Source organism: Alteromonas sp. P256 (genome assembly GCF_036864455.1).
Classification (GTDB): Bacteria; Pseudomonadota; Gammaproteobacteria; order Enterobacterales; family Alteromonadaceae; genus Alteromonas.
On the sequence record NZ_JAZETM010000001.1, the window covers coordinates 396,803 to 416,736 of the forward strand.

Annotated in this window: 14 protein-coding genes; 9 read left to right on the forward strand and 5 right to left on the reverse strand. The window is 45.3% G+C overall.

The annotated features are described in order from the left end of the window. Positions 1-288 precede the first annotated feature (288 nt). Positions 289-1,323: a recombinase RecA gene (gene recA / locus V7R39_RS01765; protein ID WP_163105169.1), complete on the reverse strand. Its 1,035-nt coding sequence runs from the start codon at positions 1,321-1,323 to the stop codon at positions 289-291. Between the two features lie 344 nt (positions 1,324-1,667). Continuing rightward, positions 1,668-2,207 (reverse strand): CinA family protein, encoded by a 540-nt coding sequence (locus V7R39_RS01770; protein ID WP_334027562.1) that lies wholly within the window; start codon positions 2,205-2,207, stop codon positions 1,668-1,670. Positions 2,208-2,322: 115 nt separating this feature from the next. On the opposite strand from V7R39_RS01770, the gene mutS reads away from it, so the two are divergent. The 8 genes from mutS (at position 2,323) to leuD (ending at position 14,256) form a co-directional block, all read left to right on the forward strand. Further along, positions 2,323-4,926: a DNA mismatch repair protein MutS gene (mutS, locus tag V7R39_RS01775; RefSeq protein ID WP_334028120.1), complete on the forward strand. Its 2,604-nt coding sequence runs from the start codon at positions 2,323-2,325 to the stop codon at positions 4,924-4,926. A 214-nt stretch (positions 4,927-5,140) separates the two neighbouring features. Then, a complete protein-coding gene (locus tag V7R39_RS01780; protein ID WP_334027564.1) occupies positions 5,141-6,772 on the forward strand; it encodes a CTP synthase in 1,632 nt (543 codons plus the stop codon). A 59-nt stretch (positions 6,773-6,831) separates the two neighbouring features. Beyond that, on the forward strand, positions 6,832-8,124 hold the full coding sequence (gene eno, locus V7R39_RS01785; RefSeq protein ID WP_334027566.1) for a phosphopyruvate hydratase: 1,293 nt from the start codon (positions 6,832-6,834) through the stop codon (positions 8,122-8,124). Positions 8,125-8,319: 195 nt separating this feature from the next. Beyond that, positions 8,320-9,072: a hypothetical protein gene (locus V7R39_RS01790; RefSeq protein ID WP_334027568.1), complete on the forward strand. Its 753-nt coding sequence runs from the start codon at positions 8,320-8,322 to the stop codon at positions 9,070-9,072. Between the two features lie 507 nt (positions 9,073-9,579). After that, positions 9,580-11,139 carry a 2-isopropylmalate synthase gene (gene leuA / locus V7R39_RS01795; RefSeq protein WP_334027570.1) on the forward strand — a complete coding sequence of 520 codons (1,560 nt, stop codon included), beginning with the start codon at positions 9,580-9,582 and terminating at the stop codon, positions 11,137-11,139. After that, complete coding sequence (gene leuB / locus V7R39_RS01800) at positions 11,140-12,237, forward strand: 3-isopropylmalate dehydrogenase (protein ID WP_334027572.1); 1,098 nt, start codon at positions 11,140-11,142, stop codon at positions 12,235-12,237. Between the two features lie 9 nt (positions 12,238-12,246). Further along, positions 12,247-13,647 carry a 3-isopropylmalate dehydratase large subunit gene (gene leuC, locus V7R39_RS01805; RefSeq protein ID WP_334027574.1) on the forward strand — a complete coding sequence of 467 codons (1,401 nt, stop codon included), beginning with the start codon at positions 12,247-12,249 and terminating at the stop codon, positions 13,645-13,647. 3 nt (positions 13,648-13,650) lie between these two features. Next, positions 13,651-14,256 carry a 3-isopropylmalate dehydratase small subunit gene (leuD, locus tag V7R39_RS01810; RefSeq protein ID WP_334027576.1) on the forward strand — a complete coding sequence of 202 codons (606 nt, stop codon included), beginning with the start codon at positions 13,651-13,653 and terminating at the stop codon, positions 14,254-14,256. Between the two features lie 222 nt (positions 14,257-14,478). On the opposite strand, the gene nhaC is transcribed toward leuD, so the two are convergent. Further along, positions 14,479-15,966, reverse strand: coding sequence for a Na+/H+ antiporter NhaC (nhaC, locus tag V7R39_RS01815; protein WP_334027578.1), 1,488 nt, complete (start codon positions 15,964-15,966; stop codon positions 14,479-14,481). Positions 15,967-16,358: 392 nt separating this feature from the next. On the opposite strand from nhaC, the gene V7R39_RS01820 reads away from it, so the two are divergent. Next, complete coding sequence (locus V7R39_RS01820) at positions 16,359-17,591, forward strand: HD-GYP domain-containing protein (RefSeq protein ID WP_334027580.1); 1,233 nt, start codon at positions 16,359-16,361, stop codon at positions 17,589-17,591. A gap of 38 nt (positions 17,592-17,629) precedes the next feature. Here V7R39_RS01820 and V7R39_RS01825 read toward each other — a convergent pair whose 3' ends face one another. Both V7R39_RS01825 and V7R39_RS01830 read right to left on the reverse strand, forming a co-directional pair. Then, on the reverse strand, positions 17,630-18,922 hold the full coding sequence (locus V7R39_RS01825; protein WP_438823501.1) for a general secretion pathway protein GspB: 1,293 nt from the start codon (positions 18,920-18,922) through the stop codon (positions 17,630-17,632). A gap of 10 nt (positions 18,923-18,932) precedes the next feature. Further along, positions 18,933-19,844: an ExeA family protein gene (locus V7R39_RS01830; protein WP_334027584.1), complete on the reverse strand. Its 912-nt coding sequence runs from the start codon at positions 19,842-19,844 to the stop codon at positions 18,933-18,935. Positions 19,845-19,934 lie beyond the last annotated feature (90 nt).

Here is a 19,934-nt window from a genome sequence, read left to right on the forward strand (position 1 = left end):
TACTGTTTTTCGCTTTACTTTGCGCTTAGATGAAACGCCGAACAGACTATTAGTCTTTTCTTTTTGTGATTAATTACAGCATTCCTCTAATTGGTCATGTAAACAAGGATTATTCAGGCGAAAAATGTTAGTAAATGTTTTCTGTTGAACAATATCGTTAATTTTCTATTCGGCTATCGATAACGATTGATAGACACAAAAAAACCGCCTTGATGGCGGTTTTAATTATTTTAAAGAGGATTGAGCTTCTCACACGTCATTTGAGTAAGATGCTCTCTCTGGTGGTGCTTATGACTCTTCACCAGCCTCTTCGCTTTTATCTTCAACGATTTTACTTGGAAGCAACATTTCTCTAAGCTTAGCTTCTATCTCGTCCGATACGGCAGGGTTGTTCTTTAAAAACAACATGCTGTTCGCTTTACCCTGACCGATACGGTCTGTGTTGTAGCTATACCACGCTCCGGCTTTATCAACCAACTTGTGCTTAACGCCTAAGTCGATTAACTCGCCGTGCTTAGAAATACCTTCACCGTAGCGAATGATAAATTCAGCTTGCTTGAAAGGAGGCGCGATTTTGTTCTTAACGACTTTAACGCGAGTTTCGTTACCGACAACCTCGTCACCTTCTTTTACCGAACCAATTCTTCTGATGTCTAAGCGCACAGACGCGTAAAACTTCAGTGCGTTACCACCTGTCGTTGTTTCAGGGCTTCCGAACATTACACCAATTTTCATACGAATTTGGTTGATGAAAATCATCATTGTATTCGAGCGTTTCAGATTACCCGTAATTTTACGCATACTTTGAGACATCATTCTCGCAGCAAGGCCAACGTGTGAATCACCGATATCGCCTTCGATTTCAGCTCGCGGTGTTAGCGCCGCCACAGAATCGACAACAATAACGTCAACAGCGCCAGAGCGTGTCAACATGTCACAAATTTCTAAAGCTTGCTCACCCGTGTCAGGTTGCGATACCAATAACTCGTTAATGTTAACGCCAAGTTTTTCAGCGTAAATAGGGTCTAGCGCGTGTTCCGCATCGACGAACGCACAAGTTTTGCCCTGGCGCTGCGCTTCAGCAATAACTTCAAGGGTTAACGTTGTTTTACCCGATGATTCTGGACCGTAAATTTCAACAATTCGGCCAAGTGGTAAACCACCCGCACCAAGCGCAATGTCTAGCCCAAGGGAGCCTGTAGAAATCGTTTCCACATCCATCGTCTTGTTTTCGCCCAACTTCATAATTGAGCCTTTACCAAATTGCTTTTCAATTTGGGAAAGCGCTGCATCTAACGCTTTAGTTCTATTTTGATCTGTCATTTTAACTATGCCTATGCTTATCTCTTGCGCGTCACATTGCGTTTATTATCAACAAGAGTTGGAACATGAATGTGAGTAAAAATTAAAATATAAAAAAACTTTTTTACATTCTTATATTTTAACTTTTATACATTCTTATATTTTAACTTTTATACAGGTGCACTCACACCAAAACACCGTTAGTAGTGACTCAGCGCTATAAAACCGCGCGTAAATCTAATGTTGCTATGACTAACAACTACATCTACACCTTAACAATTTCTGGATGCATTCTATACTGTACAAGCATACAGTTTCAACCAGTGTTTTAATTATTTTTTCCAACACGCCCGAATATGTTTGGCTTAACTGGCACTAAGCATTTTCAGTACGTAATTGATTGCAAACGCTACCGCTTGACCACGCACTTCATCCCTGTTGCCACTAAACACCTGCTTAACTTGAAAAGCATCATCCCCACAAATGAAACCAAACCACACAGTACCAACAGGCTTGTTATCACTACCGCCACCAGGCCCAGCAATACCGCTAACCGTAATCACCACGTTTGCTCCGCATCGCTTTTGCACACCAAGCGCCATCTCAGTCACCGTCTGCTGCGATACAGCACCATGCGCTTCAAGGGTTTCAACCTTTACGGACAGTTCCTGTGTTTTAGCCTTATTAGAATAAGTTACCCAAGACTGATTAAACCAATCTGAACTGCCTGCCACGCTGGTAAACGCGAAAGCAATACCGCCGCCAGTGCACGACTCAGCAGAAGATGCTGTCCACCCCCTTTCACGCAACACATCACCAATCGCCATTACTTGGGTATTTAACGCGCTATCAAGCACCAGAGGTATAGCGTTTGTATTAGAAACCGTTGAAAATGGTGTGGTCATATCAATTTACCGTCAGTGCTTTTTGTTGCACAGAGTTTATCATTTATTTGTTACCATACGCACTAACACCATAAACATATCTATCGAGGCCGTTTTTTTGGAATCACATACTCCTATGATGCGCCAGTACCTTACGATTAAGGCGCAGCATCCGAATATTCTCTTGTTCTATCGCATGGGCGATTTTTACGAATTGTTTTTTGATGATGCCAAAAAAGCTGCAGATCTTCTCGATATATCATTGACGGCTCGGGGCAAGTCTGGCGGCGATCCCATTCCAATGGCTGGTGTACCTTATCACGCGGTAGAGAGTTACCTTTCCCGATTGGTTAAAATGGGTGAATCGGTGGCAATTTGTGAGCAGGTAGGCGACCCCGCTACGAGTAAAGGTCCAGTAGAACGCCAAGTTCAGCGTATTGTCACACCGGGTACCGTCACCGACGAAGCGCTTCTAGAAGAGCGTCGCGATAATATATTAGCCGCAGTGTGTGGCCACACAATGCACTATGGTTTAGCCACGCTCGACGTGACTAGCGGACGATTTGTGGTGTTTGAATGCGATAATGATGAGAACTTGCTCGCCGAGATTCAACGAGTCAACCCTGCTGAATTGCTCTACCCAGAGGGATTTGAGCATGTATCGCTAATAGAAAACAGGAAAGGGTTACGACGTCGTCCTGAGTGGGAGTTTGACATTGATACCGCAGATGAGCAGCTGAATCTGCAGTTTGAGACCAAGACCCTTGATGGTTTTGGCCTTAAAGGCATAACCAAAGGGTTAGGCGCTGCGGGCTGCGTGTTGCAATATGTAAAAGACACCCAGCGAACTGCCCTACCTCATATAAGGCAAATACAAACCGAACAGCAAGACAGCCGCGTTCAGCTAGACGCAGCGACAAGGCGCAATTTAGAGCTCACCCATAACTTATCTGGCGGTCAAGAAAACACGCTTTTTAGTGTGATGGACACCACCACAACGGCGATGGGTAGCCGTATGTTGCAACGGGTTATCCATTCACCGTTAACCGACCAACATGAGCTACAGAGTCGATTAGACGCCGTTGACGCCTTTATTGATGATAACCCTGACGATATTCGCAGCGCCCTAAAACACATTGGTGATATAGAACGTATTATGGCGCGCTTAGCCCTTCGCTCTGCGCGACCTCGTGATTTTGCTAGATTAAAAAACGCGTTTAACGCTTTACCTGATTTACACGACGCATTATCGCGCTTTGAAACTGGCCAAATAAAACAAATCAGTGAAACCATCGGCACTTATCCCGAACTGCAAACACTGCTTAATAAGGCCATTATTGATAACCCGCCGGTTATTATCCGAGAAGGCGGCGTCATAGCACCTGGCTACAATGAAGAATTAGACGAATTACGCGCGCTCTCTCAGGGCGCTACCGACTATCTTGAGGCAATGGAGCGTCGAGAAAGAGAGCGTACTGGTATTTCTACCCTTAAAGTAGGATACAACCGAGTACATGGCTTTTTCATTGAAATTAGCCGCGCCAATAGCGCAAATGCACCCACGGAATATATCCGTCGCCAAACGCTCAAAAATACCGAGCGCTTTATTACTCCTGAATTAAAAGAGCACGAAGATAAGGTACTTAGTAGTCAGGGGGCGGCGCTTGCGCTAGAGAAAAAACTGTACGAGGCACTATTTGATGACTTTACGCCTTACTTAAATAGCCTGATAGACAGTGCCGCTGCGCTGGCAAAACTCGATGTGCTGTGTTGTTTCGCCGAACGGGCAATAGCTCTAGATTGGCATAGGCCGAGGCTCAGCAAAGAGTGTGCACTTACTTACGGGGAAGGTCGCCACCCTGTTGTCGAAAATGTAATGAAAGCGCCTTTCATCGCCAATCCGCTTCAGCTAGATAGCGCACGGCGCATGCTAATAATTACGGGGCCTAACATGGGCGGTAAATCTACATACATGCGTCAAACAGCTCTTATTGCACTGCTCGCATGTGTGGGTAGTTTCGTACCGGCTCAACAGGCTCACATTGGTAAACTTGACCGTATCTTCACCCGCATTGGTGCGTCTGATGATCTTGCTTCTGGCCGCTCAACCTTTATGGTAGAAATGACAGAAACCGCCAATATTCTCAATAATGCCACAGAAAATTCATTGGTGTTAATGGATGAAATTGGCCGTGGAACCAGCACCTACGACGGGCTCTCACTGGCGTGGGCATGTGCAAGTTACCTTGCCAAGCAGCTTAATGCCTATACCCTTTTTGCTACTCATTATTTCGAGCTTACTGAGCTGCCAGATACACAGCAAGGTGTAGTAAATGTGCATTTAGATGCTGTTGAGTTTGAAGATACCATTCGCTTTATGCATAAGGTGTCAGAAGGTGCAGCAAGCAAAAGTTTCGGGCTTCAGGTAGCGCAGTTAGCGGGCGTTCCAAAAACCGTTATTCAAGCCGCCCGACAAAAGCTCGCTGCGCTCGAATCTTCTCATATTATGATACAAGGAGAAGAGAGCACGCCTGATAAGGCGGCAAGCACCCCCAAAGCTACAACAAAAGCGACAACAAAGGCTGTATCAGACGCAAAGCCAAAAGGCCAAGCAGAACTGCTGTTTCCAGATAAACCCAACCCTGCTGTCGATGCCCTTGCGAACATATCTCCTGATGAGCTCTCTCCGCGCCAAGCTCTCGACCTTATTTACACCTTAAAGCGCTTAAGTCAGTCTTAGCCGCAAAGCCAAGTTTAGGTCACTGTTGACCTAAACTTGGCGTAAATTTGGCCTAAATTTAGCATAAACCTGGTGTGATTTTGCACATCATGTGGGCAAATAGATTGTCTGTTAACATGGTTTTGCGTATACTATCGCCCCGTCCAAAGTGTAGATGGTTTCTTTCTGAAATCGGCCTATATTTACCATACAACCCTAACGTTCTAGGTTTCGCATGACACATTATATTTTCGTCACTGGTGGTGTAGTTTCATCGCTTGGAAAAGGTATTGCAGCAGCATCATTAGCAGCAATTCTTGAAGCACGCGGTCTCACCGTTACCATGTTAAAACTCGACCCGTATATCAACGTCGACCCGGGCACAATGAGCCCTATACAGCATGGTGAAGTATTTGTTACCGATGACGGTGCAGAGACAGACCTTGATCTTGGTCACTACGAGCGCTTTATTCGCACCCGTATGACAAAACGCAACAACTTCACCACAGGCCGTGTTTACGAAGAAGTACTTAAACGGGAGCGTCGCGGCGATTACTTAGGCGCCACAATTCAGGTCATTCCACACATTACCAACGAAATTAAACGTCGCGTAATTGAAGGTGCTGAAGGTCACGACGTTGCCATTGTAGAAGTGGGTGGAACCGTAGGTGATATTGAGTCACAACCTTTCTTAGAAGCCATTCGCCAACTAGGCACTGAAGTAGGCCGCGAGCGTGCTATGTACATGCACCTTACGCTAGTGCCTTATATGCCAGCATCCGGTGAAGTAAAAACAAAGCCAACCCAGCATTCAGTTAAAGAGTTGCGCTCTATTGGTATTCAACCCGATATTCTTGTGTGTCGTTCTGTAGGTGCTCTACCTACCAGTGAGCGCTCTAAAATCGCGCTTTTCACTAACGTCGCAGATAAAGCGGTTATCTCATTAAAAGATGTGGATAGCATTTATCGCATTCCAGCTGCACTTAAAGCGCAGGGAATGGACCAGCTTGTTGTGGATCGCTTCGGATTTGATTGCCCAGAAGCCGATTTAGTCGAGTGGGAACAGGTGCTTTACGCAGAGTCAAATCCCACCGCCGAAGTGAATATAGGCATGATTGGTAAGTATGTTGAGTTGCCAGACGCGTATAAATCCGTTAACGAAGCATTAAAGCATGCTGGTCTTAAAAACAGACTGACCGTGAACATTCATCATATCGACTCTCAAGATGTGGAAAGTAAAGGCACGCAAATCCTTGAAAAGCTAGACGCTATCTTAGTGCCTGGCGGATTTGGTGAGCGAGGAATTGAGGGCAAAGTTGCTGCAGCTCGCTACGCCCGTGAAAATAAAGTTCCGTATTTGGGTATTTGCCTAGGTATGCAGGTAGCGCTAATAGAATTTGCGCGAAATGTTGCAGGTATGGAGAGAGCCAACAGCACAGAATTTGACCCACAAACTGCATACCCTGTGGTGGGGTTAATCACAGAATGGCTAGATGCAGCAGGTACTACCGAAACGCGCACTGAAACGTCAGACCTTGGCGGTACAATGCGATTGGGTAGCCAGCTTTGTCATTTAATTGAAGGCACTAAAGTGCATGAGATGTATGGCAACGTCGAAATATTCGAGCGCCACCGCCACCGCTATGAAGTTAATAACAACTTACGCGATGAAATCGAAGCTGCAGGTCTAAAAGTCAGTGGTTTGTCCACTGATAAACGACTTGTAGAAGTTATCGAAATACCTGACCATCCTTGGTTTATCGCAGGTCAGTTCCACCCTGAATTCACTTCAACACCTCGCGATGGGCATCCGTTGTTTAAAGGATTTGTTGAAGCTGCAGGCAAATACCAAAAAGAAAATCACTAGTTTCTAATAAAGGGAACGCTTTCCCGTTGCGTTCCCACATCAATTGTTGAGGAAATAACATGGCGAAAATTAGTCGCATCATCGGACGTGAAATCTTAGATTCACGCGGTAATCCAACTGTAGAAGCAGACGTTTATTTAGAGTCTGGCGTTATGGGTCGTGCTGCTGCACCCTCTGGCGCGTCTACGGGTAGCCGCGAAGCATTAGAACTGCGTGACGGCGACAAGTCTCGTTACCTTGGTAAAGGTGTAATTAAAGCAGTAGCGGCTATTAACGACGCCATTGCTCCGGCTCTTTTAGGCAAAGATGCACTAGCGCAGTCTGATATCGATCAGGTGATGATTGACTTAGACGGCACTGAAAACAAAGAAACTCTTGGTGCTAACGCTATTTTGGCTGTATCTCTTGCTGTAGCAAAGGCAGCCGCCCTTGAAAAAGGCGTGGCGCTTTATGAGCACATTGCTGACCTAAACGGCACGTCTGGTCAATACTCAATGCCTGTGCCTATGATGAACATTATCAATGGTGGCGAGCACGCAGACAACAATGTTGATATTCAAGAATTTATGGTTCAGCCAGTTGGCGCGAAAAGCTTTAAAGAAGCACTGCGTATGGGTGCTGAAATCTTCCATTCACTTAAGAAAGTACTGTCAGCGAAGGGGCTCAACACCGCCGTGGGTGATGAAGGTGGTTTTGCACCAAACCTTAGCTCTAACGCTGAGGCACTTGCTGTTATCGTACAAGCCGTTGAAAACGCTGGCTACAAAATGAATGAAGACATTACCCTTGCCCTCGACTGTGCGGCGTCTGAATTCTACAAAGACGGTAAGTATGTATTGTCTGGTGAAGATAAGAGCTTCGACTCAGAAGCGTTTGGCGACTACTTAGCTGACCTATCTTCACAGTACCCTATCGTATCTATCGAAGATGGCTTGGACGAGAGTGACTGGGACGGCTGGGAAAGCTTAACGAAGAAGATTGGTGACAAAGTACAGCTTGTTGGTGATGATTTGTTCGTCACTAACACCAAAATTCTTAAGCGCGGTATCGATAACGGTATTGGTAACTCAATTCTTATTAAGTTCAACCAAATTGGCTCACTAACAGAAACGCTTAACGCAATTAAAATGGCGAAAGACGCTGGCTTTACCGCTGTCATCTCTCATCGTTCTGGCGAAACTGAAGACGCGACCATTGCTGATTTGGCAGTAGGTACTGCAGCAGGTCAAATCAAAACTGGCTCTCTTTGCCGTTCTGACCGTGTCGCTAAGTACAACCAACTTCTACGTATTGAAGAAGCGCTTGGTAGTGCAGCAACCTATAAAGGCCTTTCTGAAATTAAAGGTCAGTAAAGTACTCACAATTATTAACCAGTGACCTAAACACAGGCGCTATATCATAAGGCGTAATCGCGGCTACGATTACGCCTTTTTTCTTGCTGCTGTCCGCATTCATTCTAATTCGTTGTAATCGCTGCATCGAGCAGTGGCGAGTTTGCAGTATTCTTGATACGGTTAGTGCAGAGACAGTCAAAACGCGATGTTAACGTGAGCATAAACAGTCATCCGCCAAAAACACAATCAGGTTTTTTTAACGACTTAGGCGAACTGGGTGGTAATCACGCACAGTTTTCTGAAGTGTGTACGGCGCTGTACGAAAGGGAGCTTTTGTTTATTGCACATAGCGGGATCACTAATGCGTCTATCCTTAAACGCCGAATTGGTGGCTTGCCTCATCATATTAGAAGTGTCGCTCGATATTTTGTAACCAATCCCACTCCACTATCTACCGATACCTATAACGGAAGCTGGTACGCCAAGCAGCCAAAATCTGCGCCCCGTTTACCACAGAATGCTGATGCAACAGCGCAATGGTTTAGAAAACATGCCGACTATGGGTTAATTGTTCCAGTCTTAGTTAAAACCATTGAAGGCGTTCACCTTGAATTAGACGCTATCGACAAAACGATGTTGGTAGATGACGTCGTTCATTTGAACAAACACGGTTGGTTTACAGTTGATGGAGTCAATCGGGGAAACAGTCAAGAAGTGAATCGAAGAAATAAGCAGGCTAGTCATTTTATTGAAAGCTCAGATGAAGAGTCTCGTGAAGGTGGACTTGAAAGCCACGGCTCTTTTGATAGTAAAACTCTCCTTAAACCAACGAAAACCATCATGGCGAGCGCCTGCTCAGGTCATGCTTGGAACTTCAAATCTCGCGTATCACCTCGTGCCCTGTCTATCAGAGAAATGCGGCTGTCTACTCAAATAAACTGGAAGAACTTTACCTTATTGAAATAAAGGACTTGTCTACGCCCTTTTTTCTTTTAAGGAGACATTAGCGATGCCATACCAACCCATAAATGAATAAAAATACAAAAATAATAAGTATTAATTCATTTAACGACTTATCAATATCAGTCAAAAAGAGTACAAACATACTAATTATTTCGAAAGTCAGTCTCGCTATCTGCATTAGCAGCAATCAAACAGACGTTTAACACATAAAACCAGAGAGCCCACGCCACTAATTAGGATAAACATCCTAATACTGGCATTAAGATCAATTTTTTCATAAAAATTTAATCAATATGGTAAACAATGGTTGACGTCCAAGGCTGACATGGTTAAATTGTCGTTATCAATTTTGGTCAGCAAAGATTTTTGAAAAATGCGTATTCGTTTTCTTCTAATTACACTACTCCTAATGGCAGCCAGACTGCACGGGTAGATTGCGACCAGCGACTAATCACACAAAAACCCGTGCACAGCACGGGTTTTTTTTTACTATTCAATTGAGAGAGCGTCATGACAAATCAAGTGAAAATCTTTGATACCACGTTGCGAGATGGTGAGCAGGCCTTGCCAGCAAGTCTAAGTGCCAAAGAGAAGTTACAGATTGCACTGGCGCTTGAGAGACTAGGTGTAGATATTATTGAAGCCGGTTTCCCTGTGTCTTCGCCTGGCGACTTTCAATCAGTACAGTTGATTGCCAAAGAGATCAAAAACTCAGTGATTTGCGGTCTTTCCCGCGCCCTTCCCGGTGATATCGATGCATGCGGCCAAGCCCTTAGCGTAGCTGATCAGTTTAGAATACATACCTTTATTGCCACATCGGAAATACACGTTGGCGCCAAATTGCGTAAATCTCATGATGATGTGGTAGACATGGCCGTGGCTGCGGTAAAGCATGCCCGTAAATACACCAATGATGTGGAGTTTTCTTGTGAAGACGCCGGCAGAACGCATATCGACTACCTTTGCCGTATGGTTGAAGCTGCTATTCACGCGGGCGCTACAACGGTAAATATTCCAGATACTGTTGGCTACACTACGCCCACTGAGTTTGGCGGTATTATTCAGCAGTTGTTCAATCGGGTTCCTAACATCGATAAAGCCATTATCTCTGTGCATTGCCACAACGACTTGGGCTTAGCTGTTGCTAATTCACTGGCTGCAGTAGAGCAAGGTGCGCGTCAAGTGGAGTGCACTATAAATGGTATTGGTGAGCGTGCAGGTAACGCGTCGCTAGAAGAAATTGCAATGATTTTGCAAACTCGAAAAGGGCTGCTTGGGATTGATACTAATATCAATTCCACGGAAATTTCACGTTCGTCTAAACTTGTCAGCCAGCTGTGTAATATGCCGGTGCAATCAAACAAAGCCATTGTTGGTGCCAACGCCTTTAGCCATTCGTCAGGTATTCATCAAGACGGTGTCTTAAAAGCGCAAAATACCTATGAAATTATGACGCCTGAGAGCGTGGGCATTAATAAGAACAACCTAAACCTAACCTCTCGTTCGGGTCGCCATGTTATTAAACATAGGCTTACTGAATTAGGTTACAAGCCTGAAGAATTTGATTTGGAGGCCGTATACGATGCGTTTTTAAAGCTGGCTGATAAAAAAGGACAGGTTTACGACTACGACCTTGAGGCACTGTTGTTTTTCGATAAGCAAAAGCACGACCAAGCGCACTATCAACTACTTTACCTACAGGCTAATTCGGGCAGAGAAATTATCCCAAGCGCTACCGTAAAAATGAAAGTGGGCGAACAAGAGATTACACAGGCATGCACAGGTAACGGACCAGTAGATGCCGCATTTAAAGCGATAATCTCTATTCTTGGTCATGAAGACTTAGAAGTTGTCGACTTTAAACTAGATTCAAAAGGCGAAGGTGCAGATGCGTTAGCGCAAGTGAGTGTCATCGCCACATATAAAGAGCGTCGATTCCACGGTATAGGCTTGGCCACAGATATCGTAGAAGCCGGTGTAAAATCATTGATATTTGTACTGAACAATACTTATCTGGCCGACCAGATTGACCAGCAAAAGAATCAACAAGAACGCGTTGTAGGAGTGTAAATGAGCCAGTTTTCAATTGCCGTATTAGCCGGAGACGGTATCGGTCCAGAAATTATGCAAGAGGCCAACAAGGTCTTAGATGCTGTAGAAAAGAAGTTTAGCATTACGCTAAATCGCAATGAGTTTCCTGTAGGTGGCTTTGCTATCGATACCGAAGGTGAGGCCCTTCCAGCTAAAACACTGTTAGGTTGTGAACAAGCAGACGCGATCTTATTTGGCAGCATAGGCGGCCCTAAGTGGGATACACTTCCACTTGAAAAGCGCCCCGAACGCGCTGCACTGCTTACTTTAAGAAGCCATTTCGATTTATTCAGTAATTTGCGCCCTGCACGTATCTATCCTGGCCTTGAAGGTTTATCTCCACTTCGTGAAGACATTGCTAAATCAGGTGTTGATGTGTTGGTAGTGCGCGAACTTACCAGCGGCATCTACTTTGGCCAGCCTAAAGGTCGTGAGGGTGAAGGCGAGGAAGAGTTTGCTTACGACACAATGCGCTACAGCAAACGAGAAATTCGCCGTATTGCCATCGCCGCCTTTGAAGCAGCACAAAAGCGTCGCGGTAAAGTCACCTCAGTAGATAAAGCCAATGTATTGGTCACTAGCAGATTGTGGCGTGAAGTGGCAGAAGAAGTGGCCAAAGACTTTCCCGATGTTGAGTTAGATCACATCTATATCGACAACGCGACCATGCAAATAATGAAGAACCCCGCGCAATTTGACGTCATGCTGTGTTCAAACTTGTTTGGCGACATCGTATCTGATGAATGCGCTATGATGACCGGCTCTATGGGGCTTTTGCCATCGGCAAGTATGAATGAAGACGGGTTTGGTTTATACGAGCCTGCAGGCGGTTCAGCGCCGGATATTGCAGGCCAAGGTATTGCAAACCCCATCGCTCAAATTTTATCGGCAGCCATGATGTTGCGATTCAGTATGAACTTAAACGACGCCGCAGATGCTATTGAAAAAGCCGTGGTCGCCACTCTTGAAAAGGGCGTACTCACCGGCGAACTGCTGCCTGAAGATAAAAGAGACCAAGCTTCAAATACATCGCAAGTAGGCGATGAAATTGTTAAACAATTAATGGCGCAGGAGTAGAAATACCACATGGCCAAGACCTTATATGACAAAGTATGGCAAGCGCATATTGTCGACCAACTAGGCGAAGATAGCCTTATTTATATCGACCGCCACTTAATTCACGAAGTGACATCTCCGCAAGCATTCGCTGGGCTTAACGACAAAGGCCGTAAAGTGCGTCGCCCAGATAAAACTGTGGGAACCATGGATCACAGCATATCAACGCGCTCGTTAGCCATTGATGCATGCGGCCCAGATAACGCACTGCAGCTGCATACCCTAGCCAAAAACTGTGAAGATCACGGTATTCAGCTTTACCCTGTAGGCCATCAAAAACAAGGCATCGTGCATGTAATGGGGCCAGAATTAGGGCTTATACAGCCTGGCATGACCGTAGTGTGCGGCGACTCTCACACTGCAACCCATGGCGCATTCGGTGCACTTGCATTTGGAATAGGTACTTCTCAAGTTGAGCATGTTTTAGCCACACAAACTCTGAAGCAAAGCCGCGCAAAAAGCATGCTTATTAATGTGAATGGCAAACTTCCCGTGGGAATTACAGCGAAAGATATTATTTTGGCTATCATCGGCAAAGTTGGACACGCTGGTGCAACAGGTCATGTGATTGAGTATGCGGGCGAGGCCATTCGTGGACTTACCATGGAAGAGCGAATGACCGTATGTAACATGAGTATTGAAGCGGGGGCAAAAGCTGGGCTTATAGCACCAGACGACGTTACTTTCGCGTATTTGAAAGACCGCGAATACGCCCCCAAAGGCCAGTCTTGGGATGACGCGGTTGCCTATTGGAAAACCCTATACACCGAAGACGGTGCAAGCTTTGATACGGTTGTCGAACTTGAAGCGGCAGACATAGCACCGCAGGTCACATGGGGAACCAACCCAGGGCAAGTTATTGGGGTAAATACTCCAGTGCCGGCTCCAGAAGACTTTAGCGACCCAATTGAAATAGAAAGTGCGAAAAAAGCACTGAGCTATATGGGCTTGAAGGCAGGTGAAAAGCTCGCTGATGTAGCAGTAAATCACGTTTTTATTGGCTCATGTACCAATGGCCGTATAGAAGATTTACGTGCCGCAGCTCATGTTGCCAAAAAAGGCAAAGTATCGTCATCGGTTACCGCTATTGTGGTGCCGGGTTCTGGTGCAGTAAAACGCCAAGCTGAAGCTGAAGGTTTAGATAAAATCTTCGAGCAGGCTGGCTTTGAGTGGCGCTTACCTGGCTGTTCAATGTGTTTGGGTATGAACGACGATAAACTGGTTTCTGGCGATCGCTGTGCATCAACCAGCAACAGAAACTTTGAAGGACGCCAAGGTCGTGGTGCACGCACCCATTTAGTGAGCCCCGCAATGGCTGCGGCCGCAGCGATTAACGGCCACTTCGCCGACGTTAGAGACTATCAGGAGTAATACATGTCAGAGCAAGGTTTTACACACCACACGGGCATTGCAGCACCGTTAGACCAAGCCAATGTGGACACAGACCAAATTATTCCTAAGCAGTTTCTTACGGGTGTCACCCGTATAGGCTACGGCAAGCACCTTTTTCACGATTGGCGCTATTTGGATTTAAAAGAGCAAGAGCCTAATCCAGATTTCTCACTGAATAAGCCAGAGCATAAAGGCGCTAGCGTATTGTTGGCACGAGAAAACTTTGGTTGTGGTTCAAGTCGAGAGCACGCACCTTGGGCACTGGCCGATTTTGGTTTTAAAACCGTTATTGCCACCAGCTTTGCTGATATCTTTTATGGCAACTGTATTAACAACCAGCTTGTTCCTGTTGCGTTAGGCAGCGAACAAATGGACGCTTTATTTGACGCTGTAAAAGCAGATCCAAAGGTCGCTATTACGGTGGATTTGCCGGCGCAGACAGTGAGCTACAACGATGCATCGTTTAGTTTTGATATAGCACCTCATCACAAAACTAATCTGATAAAAGGCCTAGATGCAATAGGTCAAACTCTCGAGCTGGATAGTGCTATCAACGCGTTTGAGGACAAGCAGCCTAGCTGGCTTTAGGCTGCATTGGGGCCGCTACGATAAACGCCCAATATTAAGAGCCCAACATTAAAACCTAAATAAAGCGACAAACAAAAAGCGAGAGTTATTGACAACTCTCGCTTTTCTATTCCATCTAAATACTTTAAACGCTATTTCTTTCAATTGATGTTTTGATTAAAAAGAGCCATGTTTAATAAGAGCGTCGTTCATCGGCCCCCCTTTTAGTCGACAAAGGCACAATCATTCAGTCACTGGCGTACCGTCATCATTGAACTTGGCAATATCAGCACCTGATGACTCCCACTCTTTTCGCTCTTTATCCGATGCCTTTGGTGAAAACATACCGGTATAGGCATAGAATATCCCTATTAATGGCGCTGTCCAACATGCGAAAGCCAGCGGTATGTAGAGTAGGTTTTGTAAGTTATCACCAGATATGCCAAGCCCTAGTGCGGAAATAACAAACGCGCCCCCGGCATTCCACGGGATGAGTGGCGACATTAGCGTACCGCCTTCTTCTACACCACGGGAAAGATTAAGCGTTGAATACCCCATACCGCGATAAACAGGAGAATACATACGTCCTGGTAAAGCAACAGATAGGTAAGGGTCGCCGGCAACAAGATTCGTTGCAAACGCAGTTCCTACGGCGGCAACTTGAGTACCTGCAAACGTTTTTGCTTTACTTTTAATAGCATTGATAATGCTTCTCAAGCAGCCTGTTGTCTCAAGGGCTCCACCAAAGCCTAGTGCGATAAGCACTAGCGAGATTGTCCACATCATCGACTGAATACCGCCGCGATTAAGCAATGTATCTATTTCGCTAATATTAGTTTGAATGGAGTAACCGTTATTTGCATAGTCAAACACGGCCTGGAGTGACTGCCCTTGTGTGACCATTGCAAACGCGCCGCCAACAACTACACCTGCGAACAGCGAAGGCAGAGGTGGGAATTTTTTCAATGCCAATACCATCACCACCAAAGCGGGCAATAGCGCCCATGCAGATATGTAGAAGCTATCTTCTAAAGCGGTAGTAATACCTTCAATTTTTTCAAACGACACACTTTGCGTATCGATAACAAAAAAGCCAACGCCAATATAGATTAACAGCGCAATGACCATTGCCGGTATAGTTGTGGCCATCATGTTTTGTATGTGTGAAAAGACGTCGGTACCTGTCACCGCTGGTGCCAGATTCGTCGTGTCAGAAAGCGGCGATACCTTATCACCGAAAAATGCGCCAGACACCACAGCGCCTGCCGTCCAATACATAGGAATGTCAAAACCCTCGCCAATGCCCATTAGGGCCAAGCCAACGGTTCCAACACTTCCCCAGCTTGTGCCTAAAGACACTGACACCACAGCACAAATAACCATACCAGCGGCAAGAAATATCTCTGGTGATAAGGTTTTTAAACCGTAATAAATAATGGTGGGTACTGTGCCGCTCGCAATCCAAATACCGATAATCATGCCTACCGTTATGAGCACACTTACCGATGGCAACGCAACATGAATAACCTTAAAAATACCGGCGCGAATATCTTCCCACGAGAGCCCAAGATAAACTCCTACAAAGCTCGCAAGCGCTACACCTATCGCCAAGGGGATATGAGGCTCGAAAACGCCAAAATAGAAAATTTGAGTTCCCAAAATTATTAGCGTTAACACAACGGGTGTTAAAGCTAGTAAAAGCCCGGGCGTAGTTTGCTTTTCATCTTTCATAGGACATCCTTATTCTGGTGCACTGGTGTGCATAATTAGCCCCTATGCCGCGAATAGCGCTCTAGCTATAAAAGTAACTAGCTAGACAGGAAATGCGCTATTGCAAGAGTTAAATACTTATTATCTATACAAGTTTGCTACGCTACTGCTAGCGTAAAAGATCGAACAGTACGTAGGACACGTCTTTGACATTGAACTAGCTAGAGGCTGAATCAAAAATTTAGGCAAAGAAATGAGCTTTACTTTTAGTTTTGCCGATACGAATAAAACCACTGCAAGTAGAAGAAACAATTTTTGCTTTTAAAAAAACAAACCTCATTATTGGCATTTCATCACACCTCGCCCTATGCTAATTTAACGGGTCTCAAATAACGCAGTAAACGGATTAAAAAATGCTGGAGCAAGTATCCATCGATGAGCTAAAACAAGGAATGTACGTAACACAGGTTCTCGAGCAATCTGGCGCCCTACATATGCGCTCAGAAGGCGTCGTAAAGTCGCAGAGCATTGTAGATACGTTAAAAAAGAAGGGCATATTACTGCTAGAGGTTGATATGGCTAAGTCCACACATCACCTCGTTAAAAACCATCCTGTTAAAGACCATCTTGTTAAAGATAATGAGCCTGATAATAGTGTGGCAAACGAAAGTGTGGAGTCTGCAGCCGCGAAGCCGAAACCCCTTAACAATGCATCCATCAACGAAGCCAATGACTTTTATGAGAATGCACTGTCAATTCAAAGCAGTTTTGTTAAGGCGTTAAACGAAGGAGCCGTGACCGACTTATCTCCTATGACCTCGCTCTCGCAAAGTCTTATAGAGAGTGTCTTTGATAATGGAGACGCACTAAGCTGTCTCACTCTGATTAAAGATACTGACAACTACCTGCTAGAACACTCGATAAACTGCTCTGTGTTAACCGGAATATTTTGTAAATTTCTTGGCTACGACAGAGACAGTATTGAACAAGCAAGCTTAGGCGCACTGCTTATGGATACGGGAATGTCTTCGATACCTGCTGATATTCGAAGGCCAACTGCAGCGTTATCTGAAGACGACATCGCTGTTTTGAGAACTCACGTTGAAATTGGCGCTAACTTAGTAGAGCAATGCGGAGATATTCCCGATTTGTCTTTGCAGGTTATTGAACAACATCAAGAGAGAGTAGACGGCAGTGGTTACCCAAGAGGCCTCAGTAACAATGATATATCAGAATTTGCTCGAATAGCCGCCATTGTAGATACTTATGATGAGTTAACATCTCATCATCCGTCGCAGGCTAGTCTAACTCCCATGCAGGCGTTGAAGCGCCTTTCTGGCTCTGCTGGTTTGGACCAATCGCTTGTTAGACAGTTCATCCAATGTATTGGCGTGCACCCAGTGGGCTCGTTGGTTAAATTGAAAAGCGGCAAGTTAGGCATTGTTAGCAAAATAAACCCAAAAGACCCAATAAATCCTCACGTGATGACTTTTTACAGTGTTACATCAAACCATTTTAATGAAATTAAAAAGATAGACCTCAGTCTTTATAACGATGAGGTGGTATCTGGCGTGCGTCCGGAAGAATTCAAAATTAACCTACCGAAGTTCTTTAAAGAGGTATTTGTTCGACAGGCCCCGCAGTAAGCAATAACCGATAATCGGGGCTTGGCCTGCCTTGCACGCTACCAGTCAGTAAGCGCTGCCATAGTAAATATTTCATCTTCAAAGGCTAGTACTACACGCTGTGCCTCAATATTCACTATTTGAACTTTATCGGCAATCCAGTCGCCCTCTGAGAGCTGTCGACCATTTACCCTAACCCATCGATCTCGCGGTTGAGACGCGTACATATGAGCACTGAAGTTCATGGTAGGCAACCGAGTTAACAACCTAACCGGTAATTGGTCTACCCGTAAGGTATCGTCACGTACCGTCACCTTGGTTTCAGGCTCTCTCGCTGAGCCCGGTGATTGTTCATCAAGTGCTTCAACTGCCGCGTTAAATCGCGCCATTAGCTCTGGAGAAACTTCTATATTGTTAGTGCTATTTTCCTCGTTAAGCACTTTCCCTTCGTACTCGTCGCTAGAGGGCTGCTCTTTTATAATATTTTGCCCTCTGCTTTCCTGATTGCCAACTCTGCCAATTTCAGAATTAGCGCCCCCAGAATTAGTGTTCAGCCCAGTGTTGCTAGCAGTAGTTACAGAGCCATTTGAAGCGGTTTGATTATTCGACGGCTGCGATGCGTTGTTATCCATCATATTCTGCGCATTATCTTGCGTATTACCAACGTATTGTTGACCTAGCTGTTGTGATAATTGTTGTGACAACTGTTGCGTCGGCTGCTGTTGTGCATTTTGCTCTTGAGATGCCTGCAGCGCAGGCGTTGGATTATTCCCTGTGTTGCTGGATGAGGTTTGCTCACCGCTAATACCGTTTTGATTCGATGCTGCATCTGCAGTGATATTCGAGGGCGTATTCGACGCAGTATCAATATTGTCCGCTGATGTTGAGGTATCTGTAGAAATTGATGAGGCTAACGCCGGCCACCAATTATTCTTAGTCGCCGCGGTAAAGCCAAGGGCAAGCCCGCCTATTATCACAACGGCAAAAACAAAAGCTTGCTTTGCATAGAGCGAAAACGACGACGGAAGCCCTTCAACGGTAGGCAAAAATAAGCTGCGATTGAATTGGTCATTCAACGATTTATCGAAGCGCGCCGACGTATCGTGCTGGCCCCGCAACAATGCCTGCGTTTGCGTGCGATGGTGAGTTGAAGTGGGAGTTGGAGGCGCAACTTCAACTGTTTGTTCAGGGTCAATTTCAAGTTCTTGCACTCCCATCTCTGAAAGGCCTTGCACCATAGCATCGCTCGATACTAATCCGGATTTGCGTATTTTAACTGGCCCGTTTTGCTTGGTAATTTGAACTATCACCATGCCTGGCTGCAAATTTTCAATAGCAACAATATTAGACATATTAGACATACTAGACATACAAACTCCCAATGGCATACCCACACACTAACGCCAGCAAAAACGCACCCGTCAAGTACCACCGGTTTTGGCCCTGCACTCTTTGGCTTACGACATCCTCACCCAAAATTTGTTCTGCCGCAGCGAGAAAAATGGGCTTTTTCACCACCGCATGTTGCTTAGTAAATGAAAGGGTTAACGCCCTATCGCATAGCAAATTAATAACCCGAGGAATTCCCCCCGTTATTTGATGTACTGCACGCAAAGTACCCTTACTGAAAATACTAATATCGCCACCTGCCACGCTAAGTCGGTGTGCAATGTAAGAACTCACCTCTGGCGCGGTTAGCGGCAACAGGTGATATCGAGCCGTAATGCGTTGTGCAAGCTGTCGTAGTTCATTGCGTTTAAGCAATTGCTGCAGCTCAGGCTGGCCAATTAACACCACTTTAAGCAGCTTTTCTCGGTTAGTCTCTAAATTAGTTAATAAGCGCAACTGCTCTAATACCTCAGGCAATAAATGCTGCGCTTCATCAACCATCAATACGGTATTCATACCCGATTTATGATTTTCGGCGAGTTTAGACAAGATGAGGTCAGTGAAATATTTAAGGCTGGCTTTATCAGATGAATATGAAAGCCCTAACTCGTCACACACTGTGGCCAAGAGCTCTAAGGCTGATAACGTGGGGTTTAAAATCATCGCTACCTGAGTGTTATCCGGCAGCTGTTGAAGTAACTTTCGCGAAACCGTTGTTTTGCCTGTTCCAACCTCCCCAGTTAGCATGACAAAACCACCGCTTTCCCTCAAGCCGAAGGTTAAGTGTGCTAGAGCCTCTTTATGTCGTGGGCTCATGTAAAGATAGTCGGGGTTTGGTGCTATGGAGAACGGGTTGTCGTTTAACCCGAAGTAATTCAAGTACATGGTTTTCGCTAATTCATCGTAAAAACGATGATTAAACTACCAGAGCATGACGGTAAGTAAAAGCGCCATAGCACGCAGTAACAAATTTAA

Bases quoted from the DNA above. Each gene is read 5' to 3' on its own strand.
- mutS (WP_334028120.1), top strand. From the start codon at position 2,323: ATGATGCGCCAGTACCTTACGATTAAGGCGCAGCATCCGAATATTCTC.
- nhaC (WP_334027578.1), bottom strand. From the start codon at position 15,966: ATGAAAGATGAAAAGCAAACTACGCCCGGGCTTTTACTAGCTTTAACA.
- V7R39_RS01770 (WP_334027562.1), bottom strand. From the start codon at position 2,207: ATGACCACACCATTTTCAACGGTTTCTAATACAAACGCTATACCTCTG.
- V7R39_RS01825 (WP_438823501.1), bottom strand. From the start codon at position 18,922: ATGTCTAATATTGTTGCTATTGAAAATTTGCAGCCAGGCATGGTGATA.
- leuA (WP_334027570.1), top strand. From the start codon at position 9,580: ATGACAAATCAAGTGAAAATCTTTGATACCACGTTGCGAGATGGTGAG.
- leuD (WP_334027576.1), top strand. From the start codon at position 13,651: ATGTCAGAGCAAGGTTTTACACACCACACGGGCATTGCAGCACCGTTA.
- V7R39_RS01780 (WP_334027564.1), top strand. From the start codon at position 5,141: ATGACACATTATATTTTCGTCACTGGTGGTGTAGTTTCATCGCTTGGA.
- V7R39_RS01830 (WP_334027584.1), bottom strand. From the start codon at position 19,844: ATGTACTTGAATTACTTCGGGTTAAACGACAACCCGTTCTCCATAGCA.
- eno (WP_334027566.1), top strand. From the start codon at position 6,832: ATGGCGAAAATTAGTCGCATCATCGGACGTGAAATCTTAGATTCACGC.
- leuB (WP_334027572.1), top strand. From the start codon at position 11,140: ATGAGCCAGTTTTCAATTGCCGTATTAGCCGGAGACGGTATCGGTCCA.
- recA (WP_163105169.1), bottom strand. From the start codon at position 1,323: ATGACAGATCAAAATAGAACTAAAGCGTTAGATGCAGCGCTTTCCCAA.
- V7R39_RS01820 (WP_334027580.1), top strand. From the start codon at position 16,359: ATGCTGGAGCAAGTATCCATCGATGAGCTAAAACAAGGAATGTACGTA.
- leuC (WP_334027574.1), top strand. From the start codon at position 12,247: ATGGCCAAGACCTTATATGACAAAGTATGGCAAGCGCATATTGTCGAC.